At 65.3% G+C, this 14,177-nt stretch carries 14 protein-coding genes; 6 read left to right on the top strand and 8 right to left on the bottom strand.

The features are described from left to right. Positions 1–43: 43 nt before the first annotated feature. Both H977_RS0110840 and H977_RS0110835 read left to right on the top strand, forming a co-directional pair. Positions 44–1,612, top strand: a complete 1,569-nt coding sequence (locus H977_RS0110840; protein WP_029107879.1) for a sensor histidine kinase — start codon at positions 44–46, stop codon at positions 1,610–1,612. Continuing rightward, on the top strand, positions 1,612–2,307 hold the full coding sequence (locus H977_RS0110835) for a response regulator (RefSeq protein ID WP_029107878.1): 696 nt from the start codon (positions 1,612–1,614) through the stop codon (positions 2,305–2,307). The genes H977_RS0110840 and H977_RS0110835 overlap by 1 nt, the downstream gene beginning before the upstream one ends. A 1-nt stretch (position 2,308) precedes the next feature. Here the strand turns inward: H977_RS0110835 and H977_RS0110830 are convergent, their stop codons facing one another. Then, positions 2,309–3,400 carry an MmpL3/TtfA transport complex stabilizer gene (locus H977_RS0110830; protein WP_081681702.1) on the bottom strand — a complete coding sequence of 364 codons (1,092 nt, stop codon included), beginning with the start codon at positions 3,398–3,400 and terminating at the stop codon, positions 2,309–2,311. A gap of 463 nt (positions 3,401–3,863) precedes the next feature. Then, positions 3,864–4,703: a peptidoglycan recognition protein family protein gene (locus H977_RS0110825; protein WP_029107876.1), complete on the bottom strand. Its 840-nt coding sequence runs from the start codon at positions 4,701–4,703 to the stop codon at positions 3,864–3,866. 243 nt (positions 4,704–4,946) lie between these two features. On the opposite strand from H977_RS0110825, the gene H977_RS0110815 reads away from it, so the two are divergent. Continuing rightward, positions 4,947–5,633 carry a DUF3060 domain-containing protein gene (locus H977_RS0110815; protein WP_029107875.1) on the top strand — a complete coding sequence of 229 codons (687 nt, stop codon included), beginning with the start codon at positions 4,947–4,949 and terminating at the stop codon, positions 5,631–5,633. Positions 5,634–5,638: 5 nt separating this feature from the next. Here H977_RS0110815 and H977_RS0110810 read toward each other — a convergent pair whose 3' ends face one another. Further along, positions 5,639–6,493 (bottom strand): alpha/beta fold hydrolase, encoded by an 855-nt coding sequence (locus H977_RS0110810; protein WP_029107874.1) that lies wholly within the window; start codon positions 6,491–6,493, stop codon positions 5,639–5,641. Between the two features lie 102 nt (positions 6,494–6,595). On the opposite strand from H977_RS0110810, the gene H977_RS0110805 reads away from it, so the two are divergent. After that, positions 6,596–7,198, top strand: coding sequence for a TetR/AcrR family transcriptional regulator (locus H977_RS0110805; protein WP_029107873.1), 603 nt, complete (start codon positions 6,596–6,598; stop codon positions 7,196–7,198). 3 nt (positions 7,199–7,201) lie between these two features. On the opposite strand, the gene H977_RS0110800 is transcribed toward H977_RS0110805, so the two are convergent. Continuing rightward, entirely contained in the window at positions 7,202–7,975 is a 774-nt protein-coding gene (locus H977_RS0110800; protein WP_029107872.1) for an amino acid ABC transporter ATP-binding protein, read from the bottom strand. Beyond that, positions 7,972–9,387 carry an amino acid ABC transporter substrate-binding protein/permease gene (locus H977_RS0110795; protein ID WP_029107871.1) on the bottom strand — a complete coding sequence of 472 codons (1,416 nt, stop codon included), beginning with the start codon at positions 9,385–9,387 and terminating at the stop codon, positions 7,972–7,974. The genes H977_RS0110800 and H977_RS0110795 overlap by 4 nt, the downstream gene beginning before the upstream one ends. 175 nt (positions 9,388–9,562) lie before the next feature. Here H977_RS0110795 and H977_RS0110790 point away from each other — a divergent pair, with 175 nt between their 5' ends. Next, the gene (locus tag H977_RS0110790; protein ID WP_231395934.1) at positions 9,563–10,483 is read left to right on the top strand and encodes a DUF3616 domain-containing protein; all 921 of its coding nucleotides are present in this window, start codon (positions 9,563–9,565) and stop codon (positions 10,481–10,483) included. Positions 10,484–10,487: 4 nt separating this feature from the next. Here H977_RS0110790 and H977_RS0110785 read toward each other — a convergent pair whose 3' ends face one another. Then, positions 10,488–12,152 carry a CotH kinase family protein gene (locus tag H977_RS0110785; RefSeq protein ID WP_029107869.1) on the bottom strand — a complete coding sequence of 555 codons (1,665 nt, stop codon included), beginning with the start codon at positions 12,150–12,152 and terminating at the stop codon, positions 10,488–10,490. A 344-nt stretch (positions 12,153–12,496) separates the two neighbouring features. On the opposite strand from H977_RS0110785, the gene H977_RS0110775 reads away from it, so the two are divergent. Then, on the top strand, positions 12,497–12,790 hold the full coding sequence (locus H977_RS0110775) for a hypothetical protein (RefSeq protein WP_029107868.1): 294 nt from the start codon (positions 12,497–12,499) through the stop codon (positions 12,788–12,790). Between the two features lie 14 nt (positions 12,791–12,804). Here the strand turns inward: H977_RS0110775 and H977_RS0110770 are convergent, their stop codons facing one another. After that, on the bottom strand, positions 12,805–13,725 hold the full coding sequence (locus H977_RS0110770; protein WP_029107867.1) for a TauD/TfdA dioxygenase family protein: 921 nt from the start codon (positions 13,723–13,725) through the stop codon (positions 12,805–12,807). A 72-nt stretch (positions 13,726–13,797) separates the two neighbouring features. Then, on the bottom strand, positions 13,798–14,112 hold the full coding sequence (locus tag H977_RS0110765) for a hypothetical protein (RefSeq protein WP_231395933.1): 315 nt from the start codon (positions 14,110–14,112) through the stop codon (positions 13,798–13,800). Between the last annotated feature and the right edge of the window lie 65 nt (positions 14,113–14,177).

Raw genomic sequence — 14,177 nt, 5'->3', positions numbered from 1 at the left:
GTCATTATCTTGTAGTTCGTTACGTTCACAATCCGGAGGCGTCATGGCTCGTCGGTGGCGGCAGTTGTCGGGCCGGGCCTGGCCGCGCTCGCTCGCCGGACAGGCCATCGCGCTGCAGGTGCTTGTGGTCGCGGTGGTGGTGCTGGCCGGCACCGCGCTGGCCCTGTTCGATGCCCGCCGCGACGGGCAGGAGGCGGCCCGGCAGCAGGTGATCGGTATCGCGACAGCCCTGGCCGATTCCCCATCGACCGCGGACGCCATCGAATCCGGCTCTGCGACAAAGATTTTGCAGCCGGTCACCGAGGCGGTCCGGACCAGCACCGACATCGCGTTCATCACGATCATGGCCCCGGACGGAATCCGGTTCACCCACACCGATCCCGGTCAGATCGGCGGACACTACCTCGGCACGGTAGAGCCCGCGTTGCGCGGCGAGACGTTCAGCGAGGTCTATACCGGGACACTGGGTCCATCGGTGCGCGCGATCGCACCGGTGCGTGGTCGCGACGGACGTGTCGTGGGCCTGGTGTCAGCAGGGATCACGCAGCAGACGCTGGGGCAGCGTTGGCGTGCGCAGATACCGGTGATCGCCGCGATAACCATTGCCGCGCTGGCGGTTTCCCTGATCGGCGGCTGGGCCATCCGGCGCAGGTTGTTACGCCAGACGCGAGGTCTGCGGCCCGACGAACTGCGGGTCATGTACGACCACCACGATGCCATCCTGCATTCGGTGTCGGAGGGGCTCATCGTGCTCGATCGTGACGGCGTGGTGCTGGCCAATGACGAGGCGCGCAGGCTGCTGGGCCTGCCGGCCGGACCGGTGGCTGCCCGGGATCTGCCGGACTTTCTGCGCAGCGCCGATCCTGGGGCGCGCGACGAGTTGCACCTCACCGCGGATCGGGTGCTGGTGGTCAATCGGGCCCGGGTCGCCGACAGCGGCTCGGAGGTGGTCACGATCCGTGACCGCACCGAATTACAAGGCGCGCTGGGCGAACTCAGCTCGCTGCAGGTCCTGGCCGACTCGTTGCGGGCGCAGGCGCACGAATCGGCGAACAAGTTGCACACCGTGGTCACGATGGTGGAGATGGGCCGGCCCGAGGACGCGGTCCGGTTCGCCACCAGCGAACTGGAGTTGACGCAACACCTGGTGGATCGATTGTCGCTGGCCGTCGGCGAACCGGCGCTGGTGGCACTGCTTCTCGGTAAGACCGCGCAGGCCGACGAACGCGGAATCGCGCTGACGGTCACCGAGGACACGCAGTTGGCCGCCGACGCGGTGCTCACGGGGCAGGAGATGGTGACGGTGCTGGGTAATCTGATCGACAATGCGATGGATGCCTGTGATCGCGAAGATCCGTGGATCGAGGTCACGGTGAGCCAGGATGATCGGGAGTTGTTGCTCCGGGTGGCCGACAGCGGTCCCGGTATGGACCCGTCCACATTCGAACAGGCCATGCAGCGCGGATATTCGACCAAGTCGGACTCGTCCGGCCACGGTCTGGGCCTGGCCCTCGTGGCACAGACCGTCAAACGGCACGGTGGGACGTTGCGAACCGACGTCACCTACGGTTCGGTGGTCACCGCGACGGTACCGGTAGCCTCCCACCGATGATGATCAATGTGCTGATCGTGGAGGACGATCCGTTGATCGCCGAGGCCCATCAGGCCTATCTCGGTCGCCTGGAAGGTTTTTCGGTGGCAGGGGTGGCACACACCGCGCGCGACGCGATGCGCGCGGCATCCGAGGCCGCCGCGTCCGAACATCCCGTCGATCTGGTGCTGCTCGACATCGGGTTGCCCGATGCCAGCGGAATCTCGTTGGCGTCCGGCCTTTCCGGGCTGCGGCCCGCACCCGACATCATCGCCATCACCTCCGAACGCGACCTGGAGATGGTGCGCGCCGCGGTGGCGCACGGCGCCCTGGCGTATCTGCTCAAACCGTTCGCCTTCGCGGCATTTCGCGATCGGCTGGAGCGCTATCGTCGCTACCGTTCGGCGCTGCCGTCGGGAACCGATGCGGCCAGCCAGGCCGAAGTGGATCGGGCGCTGGCCGAATTACGGATCGCCTCAAGCGAATCTGCGAAGTCCTCGGTAAAGGGCGCGGCGCCGCAGACCACCGAGGGGATCGCTGTGGCGGTGCGCGATGAGCCGAACGGATTGACCGCCGATGAGGCGGCCAACCGGGTCGGAGTCTCGCGGGTGACGGCGTGGCGCTATCTGGAGCGGCTGGCCGATGACGGCGTCATGACCCGCAGCACCGAGTACGGCAAGGCCGGACGGCCGCGCACCCGGTACCGCTGGCGCTGAATCAGGCGCCAGCCGGCTCCAGGGCGGGAAGCTGGTGCATCTCCACCGCATCCACGGAGGCCAGCTGCGAGTACAGGGACTCCGCGACGTCGAAGATGTTGACCTGGCCGGCGTAGTCGGCGATGTAGAGCCCGGTGCCGTCGGCCCGCATGGCGACAGCGGAGGGCTGCGCGTGCACGTCGACACTGCCCTGGATCTGGCTGGTCAGCGTGCACCACACGACGACGCGGTCGTAGTCGACCAGGTAGGCGCGGGTGGCGTCGGGGCTCAGTACCAGCTGGGTGGGCGCTGCACCGACCTCGACCGCGTCCACCACGGTTCCGGCGGACAGGTCGACGGTGTGCACCACACCGCGGTGCTCCAGGTCGGAGGTCAGCACGTAGGCGATGCCGTCGGCGATCGCGATGTCGCGGATCGGTGCACCGATCCACACGGTGGCCTGCGCCTGTGCGGTTTCGGTGTTCACGATGACCAGCCGGCTGCCGCGGAAGTCGGAGGTGGCGACGTACAGGCGCTTGCCGGTCGGGTCGATCTCCAGGGCGTCCAGGTTGACGCCCGAGCCGGTGGCGATGTCGATGGTGCCCACGCGCTCGGCGGTGGTGTCGATGACGGCGATGTCGATGCGGTCGTGGCCGGCGCGACCGGCGAACACCCGCTTGCCGTCCGGGCTGATGGCCAGCGCCGTGACGCCGAAGGCCAGCGGGTACTCGTTGAGCACCGCGCCGGTGATGGTGTCGACCGTCACGATCGAGTCGTGTCCTGCGGTGGCGACGCTCACGTAGGCGCGGTCATCGGCGACGACGACGGCGAAAGGGTCTCCGGCCAGGCGAACCGAACCCACCACGCCCATGGTGTGGGGGTTGATCACAGTGAGGCTCTGCGCCGCGGCGTTGGTGACCACCGCGGTCTCGCGGTCGGGGTCCACGGCGATGTCGCCCAGCGGGCCACGTCCGACCTCGACCAGGCCGGCCACGTCGATGTCGTCGAGCGCACCGTCGAATGCGACGCCGCGCGCCGACGTGTCGTCGATGGCACGGTCATGGCGGCCAGGGCGCAGCGCTTCAGTCAGCGCGCGCAAGAAGTTGTTTGCCATGGTCATCGGCACCTCCGCCGGCAAGGCTTTCACCGGCTCTAGATTTCAAGTCGATCTGCGCCGGGAGTGGCGCGGTTGCATCGAGTCTAGCGACCAAACCGACAGGTCCTGGACGAGTTCGCAGCGAATACGCGGCACTCATCAATTCTCTCTCAGAATGCGCTTAAGAAATTCTTCGTTATCGACTCGTTACCTTTTCGTCGCATTCGATTAAATGCTTGTTACCAGGCATTTCTCAGCATCGGCGAGGCATGGCGCATTTCATGCACAGCAGCGCCGTCAACAGCAATTCTTACCATCTCCGGCAAAAGTGAGCCGTAGATCACACCGCGACACGCCAGCAAACTTTCTGCGGCGTCAATGCGCGAAGGCGGGCAGAAATGCCGTAAATGTGTTACCGATGTGAAAGTTGAGCCGTCCCGGATGGCGAGTTCGCTACCGACAGCAACTGGCCGGACACCGGTCAGAGCCGCAGCGCGGCAGCTGTGGCGGGACCGACGATTCCGTCGACCTTGAGGCCGGGCGTGCGGCGCTGGAATTCCTTCACGGCCGCCTCGGTCCGCGGACCGAACACGCCGTCGACCTCAAGATCGCCCGCATACGCCGCATAGGCCGCCTTGAGCCGGCGCTGCAGCCGGGCGACCTCCGGGCCCTCCATCGGCGCGAAAAGCAGGGTGTCGGTGTACTGCCCCACCGGCACCGGCGGACGGGGCGTCGGCGCCGGATTCGCGATGTCGCCGATCTGCGCCTGGATGTCGGCGCGCAGGATGTCCATGTCGATGGCGCCCGGATCCCACTTGCCTTGCGCGCGACCCGCATACTCCTTGTGCCCGATGGTGCGTTGGGAGGTCTGCGCCAACCGGCGATTGATCGCTGCGCAACACCGCACCAGCGCGAAATACTGTGCGTCGGGCCAGTTCTTGCGGTGCGGCGCGGTGGGACTGGTACCGCTGTTGGCACATTCGATACCGATCATGTGCCAGTTGCCCATGTTCGTCGGCAGCCACGGATACTGGCCGACCCCGGCGTGCCACGCCACCCCGAGCGCCACGACGGTCACCGTGCCGTCGCGCGCGATGTGCAACTGCGACAACGGGCCCGGAAGATCCGGGCGGCCATTGGCGATCGAGGCGGCCGTGGCCGTATCCGATCCGGTGTGGTGCACCATCACCCCGCGGATGTCCTTGAAATCGCCGTGCCCGCGGGTACGCCAGCCGGGATACTCGACAAGGCTGACACCTTCTGCCCGAAGTACATCGGCCAGCCAGACCGGGTCACCGGTCCATCGTCCCGTCTGAGGCACTGAGATTCCTTTTCGTCGTGCAGCAAACCGTCTGCGCCAACAAGCCTACGCCCGGCCGCCGACATCGCCCGGAACGCGATTGTCCGATCAGATCGGTTATGCATCAAGTAATTTGCTCACCGGCACGTCACCTGCGCGCAGGCGCATGACACGGTTCGCGAACACGGTTGTCAGCAAATGCAGTTGCGCAGCGGCCCAGTCACTTCCCACCCGCACCGCCGGTCGATGTGCGAGCATCTGCGCATGGACCCGAAGGACGATCCCGAGGCCCGCATCCGGGAACTCGAGCGCCCGCTCGCCGATGCCGCCCGCACGTCAGAGCTCGGCACCGGGGTTTCCGCCGGTCCGCAGCCGTGGACACATTCGAACTCCTTCCCGCCACCACCCCCGGGACCACCGGCACCGTGGCCCGGCTACGAGCCGTATCCGGCAGCACCGCGGCCGCAACGCAGGTCGAACGGTGCGCCGCTGTTCTTGATGTTCGGTGTACTCGCGCTCGCCCTGCTGGTCGGCGGTCTCGTGACGGCGTATCTGACGTTCGGTGGCTCGGAGACAGCCGGCACTGACACCGACACGATCACCGACAGCCAGTCGACCACCATCCGGCAGACCACCATCGCCGAGGTGCCGTTCCCCGGACCGGTTGGGCCGACACAGATTCCGGCCGGAGAGACGGTGATGGTCGCGGGCGTGGGCGAGAACCGGACCATCGAATGCCGGGAAAACACCGTCACCGTCAGCGGCATGCGGAACAAGCTGGAGATCACCGGCCACTGCACAGCGGTGATCGTGTCCGGCATCGAGAACACCATCACGGTCGACTCCGTCGAATCCATCGGGGTATCCGGATTCGACAACCGGGTCACCTTCCACACCGGGCAACCCGACGTGGCGAACTCGGGTCAGTCCAACGTGGTCGAGCAGGGCTGACCGGTTCAGGACGGGCGGTCCAGGCGCCCCACGAAATCGCGCAACAGGGCCACCAGCGGTGCCGGGTTGTCTTCCGGCGCCCAGGCATAGGAATCGTCGATGAACTCAAGTGCGCCCTGCGGCAGCGTGTGCGCCAGCCGTGACGCGCCCTCGGCGGGGAAGTAACGCTCCTCCCGCGGCCAGATGACCATGGCCGGGCGGTGGTAGTCGGCCAATCGTGGTGAGTACCTCGCCAGATAGGCCGGAGAGAGCCCGTCGAGGAACCGCCGGAAATCCTTGCGCACCAACGGATCTTTGCGCAGCGGTCGCAGATACTCGGCCATGACGTCCGCCGGGATCGGACGCTTGGTCGCACCGCCGTAGGTGATCCGCAGCCGTTGCACGGGTTTCAGTCCGATGACGGCCGACTGCAACAGCGCGGCGCCAGGCAGCGAGGCGAGCCGGGCGAGCACCTTGACCGGCCACGGGTCGGAGTCGAACGCATTGGTTGCGACGAGCACCAGCGCCTCGACCCGCTGTGGGTGCTCGGCCGCGACGACCTGGGCGATGTCGCCGCCGTAGCCGTTGCCGACGAGCACCGCCTGCTCCAACCCGAGGGCGTCGAGCAGATCGATGACGGTGCGGGCCAGACCGGGCAGGGTCAGATCGGCGCCGGGTAGGGCGGGACTGTGCGACCCGAGGGCCAGATCGGGTGCGATGCAGTGGAACCCGCCGCCGAGGCCGTCGACCACATGGCGCCAGACCAGTCCGTTGGCCACCAGGCCGTGCAACAGCATCACCGGCCTCCCGCTGCCGTGTTCACGAACGCCGACCGGCCCGCAGGGCAGCGGGACCATCCGCCGGGAGCTGAGCGTGTTCATCTGCTGTGTCCTCTCGCCACGAGCACAGGACAATCAATACAGACTGTATGCAAACACATCAAGCCGTGAACATCAATACATACAGCTTGTTAAAATTTTCCGATGAGCGACGATCCCCGCGACGGCCGAGAACAGCGCAGTGAGGCGACCCGAGCGGCACTGATCGCGGCCGCCCGCTCGCTGTTCGTCGTACGCGGCTACGCGGCGGTTTCCACCGGGGACATCGCGCGCGTCGCAGCCGTCACCCGCAACGCGCTGTACTACCACTTCCCCACCAAGGAGGCGGTGTTCCGGGCGGTCTACGAGGACGTCGAGGGCCAACTGGCTGCGCGGGTACTACCGGCAGCCCTGGCCCACGACAGCAGCAGAGCGCAGCTCGAGGCCGGGATCGAAGAGTTCCTCGACGGCTGCCTGGACCCCACCGTCGCCCGGATCAGCGTGCTGCAGGCGCCGGCTGCACTGGGATTCGCGCAGATGCGCGAGATCGACAACCGCAATTACCTCGGCGCCTTGCGCGACGGCATCCGCAGCGCGGTCGAGGAGGGTGAGCTGCCCGGCCTTCCGGTGGACACGCTCGCGTCGATGCTCATCGGCGCGCTGGACGAGGCGGCCCTGCTGATCGCGAGCGCCGACGATCCCGCCGCGGCCCGTCGCGATGCCGGCGCGGTGGCCCGAGCACTGGTCGACGGGCTCTTCGTGAAGTAGGCGCTACAGCACCTTCGACAGAAATTCCTGCAGCCGAGGATGTTTCGGGTTGTCGAATACCGCAGCCGGGGAGTCGTCCTCGACGATGTTGCCGTCGGCCATGAAGATCACCCGAGAGGCCACCTCGCGGGCGAAACCCATCTCGTGGGTGACGACCACCATCGTCATGCCACCTTCGGCCAGATCGCGCAGCACCTGCAGCACGTCGCCGACCATCTCGGGGTCCAGCGCGCTGGTGGCCTCGTCGAACAACATGATCGACGGGTTCATCGCCAGGGCCCGGGCGATGGCGACGCGCTGCTTCTGACCGCCGGACAACGTGGCGGGCTTGACCTTGGCCTTCTCCGCCAGCCCCACCTGGGTCAGCAGCTCCATGGCCCGCTTCTCGGCGGCGGCCTTGTTCATCTTCTTGGTCAGCAGCGGGGCCAGCGTCACGTTGTCGATCACCGTCATGTGCGGGAACAGGTTGAAGTGCTGGAACACCATGCCGATGTGCTGACGGACCTTGTCCAGGTCCACTTTCCGGTCGGTGAGGTCGAATCCGTCGACGGTGACCTTGCCCGCAGTGATGTCCTCCAGCTTGTTGAGACACCGCAGAAAGGTCGACTTGCCGGAGCCTGACGGTCCGATGACGCAGACCACCTCGCCCTTGCTGACCGTGGTGTCGATGCCGTCGAGCACCACCAGATCGCCGAAGGATTTCTTCAGGCCTTCGATGCGGATCTTGACCGTGCCCTCGGGCTCGGCGGCCGCGGCTTCCGGTACCAGCTGGGTCATTTCACGAGCCTCTTCTCAAGCCGATCAGAAAGTTTCGTCAACGCCATGATGACAATGAAGTAGATGATGCCGATGATCAGCCACATGGTGAACGACTGGTAGTTGCGGGCGATGATCAGCCGCCCGGTCTGGGTCAGCTCGGCGATACCGATCACCGACAGGATCGAAGTGTCCTTGAGGGTGATGACGAACTGGTTGATGTACGACGGGATCATGGTCCGAATGGCCTGCGGCAGAATGACTTTTCGCATCGCCGGTAGGTACCCGATACCGAGGCTGCGCGCCGCCTCCATCTGGCCCTTGTCCACCGACTGGATTCCGCCTCGGACGATCTCGGTCATGTAGGCCCCGGCGTTGAGCGACAGCGTGATGATGCCCGCGGTCAGCGCCGACATCTGGAAGCCCAGTGCCGTCGGAATGCCGAAATAGATGAAGAAGGCCTGCACCAGCAGCGGCGTGCCACGGAAGATGTCGACGAAGGTCGTACCGATGCCCCGCAACACAATCGACCGTGACACCCGGAAGAGCCCGAAGATGACGCCGAGCACCAGCGCGATGGCGATCGACACCACCGTCAGGATCAGCGTCATCTTCAGGCCGGTCATCAGGAACGGGAACGTGCTCTTGAGCAGTCCGGCGAAGGAGTTGTCGGACACCGTGGCGCCTTCGCCGAGGTACTTCTCGACGATCTCGTCGTACCGGCCGGAGTCCTTGAGTTCCTTGAGGCCGGCGTTGAACTTTGTCAGCAGTTCGGCGTTTCGCCCTTTGTTGACCGCGAAGCCGTAGCTGGAGCCCTTCTCCTTCGGCGTCACGGTCTTGAACCCGTTGCCCTGCTGGATGCCATACGCGAGCACCGGATAGTCCTCGAAGACGGCCACGGAGTTACCGGTCTTGACTTCCTCGAACATCGAGGCCGAATCCGCGAACGAGACGATCTGGAAGCCGTACTTGTCCTTGATCGACGCGGCGAATTCGGCACCCTGGGTGCCGTTCTTGACGGCGACCCGCTTGCCCTTGAGGTCGGCGTAGGACTTGATGTCCTCGTTGGCGGCCAGCACCGCCATCTGCACGCCGGATTCGAAGTACGGGTCGGAGAAGTCGAACACCTTCTTGCGCTCGTCGGTGATCGACATGCCGGCGATCACGCCGTCGGCCTGATTGGCCTGAACGGCCTGCAGCGCGGCATCGAAGCCCAGCGGCTTGATCGTGACGTCGAACTTCTGGTTCGCCGCGATCTCCTTGATGAGGTCGATGTCGATGCCGACGAATTTTCCGTCCACATCTTGAAATTCGAACGGCGCGAAGGTGATGTCGGTGGCGACGACGTAGGTCTCGCCATCGGCGGCAGCGCGGGCCGGAGCCAGCATCGCGGCCCCGAACAGCCCGACCATCAACGCCACGACGGCGGCCATCAGCCGTTGCGGGGACCGGATGACTCCGGCGATGCCCTCGCCCGACGTGGATTCGGCTCTCATCGCTGCGGCTCCTATCCAGGGTTTGAAACGACGAGTCCCCACGCTATCGTCGCGAAACCGATTAGGGCGGGATTTCGGGGTACGGCGGGCGCCACCGGCTTAGCATCGCCACATGGCCGGGTCCCTCAAGATGTCGTGGGAGCTGTTCGGGGACCACAGACGGATCAAGTCCCAACCGTTCGGTGAGCGCAACGACGGGGTGGTATTCAATGCATCCGGAGTCGTGCAGGTGGCACCGGACCGGTTCGTCTTCATCGACAATCACGATGCCACAGCGGTTTTCGAGCTCGCCCTGGATCCCGACAGCGGCAAATCGGAAGGGATCAAGCGACGCAATCTGGCCGGAGTGACGGAGCAACAGCTCGGCGATCCCGAGGGTTTGACGCGCGTCGACGCAGACGGCCGAACATACCTCGTCGCGGCATCGTCCTTGTCCGTATCGGGCTCGCGGGTAAATGACGGGCTGGTCCGCATCACCTATACCGACTCCGGTGACCTGCGAGCCGAACCGATGACAGGTTTCCGGTCCTGGCTGCTGACGCATGCGCCCACCCTGGCGACCGCAGCCACATGCGAACCCGATGACGGCGGGCTCAACATGGAAGGTCTGGCATGGGATCCGGGCGCCGGCACGCTGGTGTTCGGCGTGCGGGGACCTGCGCAGCCCGGACAGGTGACGATCGTCGAGGTTTCCGTGCATACCGGCACTGCCGCCTGGAGCACCAGCTCCCTGGGCGCCCCGGTCACACGGACCCTGCGGGTACCCCATTCGGCAGCGTTGCAGGGCATCCGCGACATCTCGTATGACGAGCGTTCCGCAGAGTTCCTGATCCTGCTTGGCAAGTCGTTGAGCAAGAAAGCCGAGCCGTTCGCACTGTGCACGTGGACCCGCGGCACCGACGCGCTACGGGTCACGGGGACGCGCTTCCGTGCATCGATGAAGCCGGAAGGCTGCACCGCGTTCTACCGGAACGGCCGACGACGGATCCTCATCGTCGACGACCGCGGCGGGTACGCGGTGGCCGACGGTTGAATTCTCAGTAGAGGCAGATCCGCGAGCCGAGTGACTCCTGATGGACCCGGGCCCGACCACCCGGGGTGAGATCCATGCCGTATGTCGCCTGCAGGTTGGTCCGCGCGCTCACCAGCCGGAAATAGCCGCTGTAGGCAAAGTCGGCCGGCACCGATGCCGAGGGCACGATCGCGAACTCCTCTGCGCGGTCGGCGTTGGCCGGCACGCAGGTGTAGAGGTACTTGTGTCCCTGGTCGGTGGCCAGGCTGTTGCTGGCGTGCAGCACGCGCCCGGAGCCTTGGTTGGTCAACGATTTCCGTCCACCTTCGGCGGCATTGATCCGCCACAGGTCGGCCGGATCATTGTCGTCATTGAGCGGCCAGTGGTAGACCTCGAAGTTCTCCGGTACGGACGCCCCGGGCGGGATCGTCTCGCTGCTGCTGGCGTGCAGGGCGGCGCCGGCCTCCTCATTGAGCAGGTAGACGGTGGTGTCCTCGGGGATCCCGGTCAACGCATAGGCGGCTGATTCGGCCAGCCGCAGCTGCTGGCGCACAGTTGCCACCCGCGCGCCGGCATCGGGCACACCGAGCTCGCTCACCAGGCCTTGCAACTGATCCAGCAGTGGCCTGAGCGCCGTCTGCTGGGATTCCCGGCTGAAAATCGTGTCGCGGAAGGCGCGGATCTGACCGAACAGCTGCTCGCGGCGGGCCGCGTCGGCACGCACCAGCCGTGCGAGCACCGCGGCGCCACCCAGCTTGAACCGGTGGTCGGTGCGCAAGGTCTGGTCAATGCCCCACGGGATCAGCTTGAACTTGATGTCGCCGACCCCGGGCGCCTCGACGGCGGTGACGTCGTTGTACACGTAGGTGTTGTTGGTGTTGTTGGAGTAGCCGTCCCAGTGTTTGAGGAAGAACTCCATGGCGTACAACCGGATGAACTGCTCGAGGTCGAACACGTCCGCGGCCCCGGCGATCCCGTGGTCGGCGATGTGGCCGATCGCGAACTTGAGGTCTGCCTTGTTGTCGAACGCCGACAGTGACTCGGTGGCGATGAGGCGCACGCGGCCCGCGACGAAATCATCCCTGTGCTCGATTTCGTACAGGTTCCCTTCCATGTTGCCGAAGTTGCGCTCGATGTAGCGCTTCATGATCGGTTCGGCATTGACATAGACGCCCGGCGCGTCGACCCCGGGAAAGTCCTGTCCGATCGGCGTGCCGTTCACGAAGATGCGCGCCAAGTTGCACCTCGAATGCGGGAGCCCGGCCATCGCCAGCAGGCGGTAGCCGAGTGGTTGGCGAATGTAGGACAAGTCCTGGATCGAATTGTTCAGAGTCAGGTAGCGCGACCCGAACAGATCCTCGGCCCGCTCCTCACTGGTGTCGCTGAACTTGCCGAAATCTAGGTGAATACAGGGTTTTTCGCTGTTGATCGAGCCGCAGAAGGATTTTTTCTTGATGCCGACATCGCTGAATTCGGCCCGCGCAGGGAACGCCGTACCCGAGATCTCGACCGAGGCGGCCTTGCGCCAGGTATAGCGCGGACCGCCGTCCCAGTCGAAGTTACAGATCCCACCGGCGGGCTGCTCGGCGCGCACCGCGTCCCAATCTGCCTGCGCCATGGCGATTCTGATGGTCAGCACATTGTCGAGTGCGTAGAGCGCGTCAAGCTTCTGCTGCTGTTGCGCGCTCATCGGATCTCCCCCATGTCAGCACCTTTCGCCGCATTCTTGCGATCAGTGTGCGCGACGCCGACGGGAGTGGCGATCCAATTGCACTGCGCGGGAAACAGATAGTTGCACAGGAAAGGTCCCGCCCACCACGCCATCGACCAATGGCAAAGCGCGTGTTGAGTTTTACAAATCGATCGGCGTGTCCATCACCCGGCTTCGGGAGGCCTGGCTGTAAAAGAACGTTCGGTCCAAGACGCCACATATAGAGGTAGTGCACTACGCGTGAGGCAACATCACCCGCGGCCGTACGTTTTCTGCATCAGAGCGCCGAACCGTACGGCGCTTGGTCCAGAGGAAGTTTCGACATGAGCGTTTTCAATCCGGTTTCCGTGATCAGACGCGAAACCTCACGACAGACCGTACCGGCCCGGCACTCACACGAGCCCGTACTCATCACCGAACAGCAAGTGCTGTTCAGTACCGCCGCGGCAGCGGGTAGCCGTGGCCACCGCGACGTCGTCGCCATGGTGTCACACGCCGCGGCGTCGGTGGCAGAACACTGGCACGCCCGTGCCGAGCGGCGGCGCGCCACCTACTACCCACCGCGCTGCACCTACCTCGAGCGCGGACTGATGGCTCGGGAGATGGAACGGCTCTGACCGGCAGGCCCGGGTCAGCCGGCCAGAGCGACCGGCGTGACCACCTCGGAGTATCGCGATGCGTCACCGACGACGGCCCGGCTGCGTCTGCCGTGGACATCGACCGGGACATCTCCGGCCAGTGTGATCCGGCTCAGTCGGCGGTACTGATCGTCGTAGTCGGCCACCGCGTAGTGCTGGGTGGCCCGGTTGTCCCAGATCGCCAGGTCGCCCGGTTCCCAGCTCCAGCGAATCGTGTTCTCCAGCTTGATCACCCGATTCTGCAGCAGCTGGAACAGGGTGGCCGACTCCGCGGAGCTCAAGCCCACGAACTGTTTGATGAAATGGCCCAGCAGCAACACCCGCCTGCCCGTTTCAGGATGGACCCGCACCACAGGGTGTTCGGTTTCGTAGTAGTCGGAGACGAATTCATCGCGGTACTGCCGCTCGGACTCGGCCAGATCGTCGTGACGTCCGTCGTAATCGGCCGCATAGTCGTACTGATTGGTGTGCACCGCCCACAGATTCTCGACCAGGGCGCGCAGCGGCCCGGGCAGCTGATCGTAAGCGGCCTCCGTCGACGCCCACGTCGTGGTGCCGCCGTAATCCGGCAGCGTCACCGCCCTCAGCAGCGAGGCCTTCGGAACGCGGTCGACGAACGTCACATCGGTGTGCCAGCTGTTGGCCTTGTCATACCGCGAGTCGATGGGCAGGATCCGCTCGCCCCGCGAGGTGACGGTCGGGTGTGCCCGCGTCGGGGTGCCGAGCAACCGCGCGAACGCCAGCTGACCGTCGTCGTCGAGATGGTGTTGCCCACGGAAAAAGATGACCTTGTGCTCAACCAGGGCATCGTTGATCGCCGACACCGTGGACGGGTCGAGAGTGCCGTTGACGTCGATTCCATCGATGCGGGCCCCGATGTGGGCACCGAGCTTCACTACACGCAGAGAGGACACCCCGCCACCATCGGCGAGAGGGTGCCTGAACACCACGGTTGCACTCACCACGAGCGCAAAGAGCTGCGAAGGTCAGTCGATCCGGATGACGTAGGTGCCGTCGTCGTCGCGCTCGATCTGTCCGTCGAGAGCGTTGATCCACACCGGGGTGTCGCGCCGCGAACCGAGGAAAGCACTCTGCACGGAACCGCCGGGCTGAAGATCGACGTTCCATTCATCGTCCTGGGCGACGATGGTGAGGATCTCCTCACCGTTGGCACGACGGATCGAGATCAGCTGACCGTTGGAGTCCAGGTCCTCCAGGTCCGCATCGTCGTCATCGAGGTACTCATCAAGCTCAGCGTCTTCGAAGATCTCGGCGTCCGAACCACTGACATCGTCATGCACGCCGACGACTGTACCGAGCATCACGTCGTCCGATGAAGGCCCCGGCGACTTCAGACGCTAACGTG

The sequence above is a fragment of the Mycobacterium sp. URHD0025 genome, assembly GCF_000426065.1.
Taxonomy (GTDB): domain Bacteria; phylum Actinomycetota; class Actinomycetes; order Mycobacteriales; family Mycobacteriaceae; genus Mycobacterium.
Note: the sequence above shows the minus strand (reverse complement) of the source record. Positions and strands in the feature narration are given on the sequence as shown.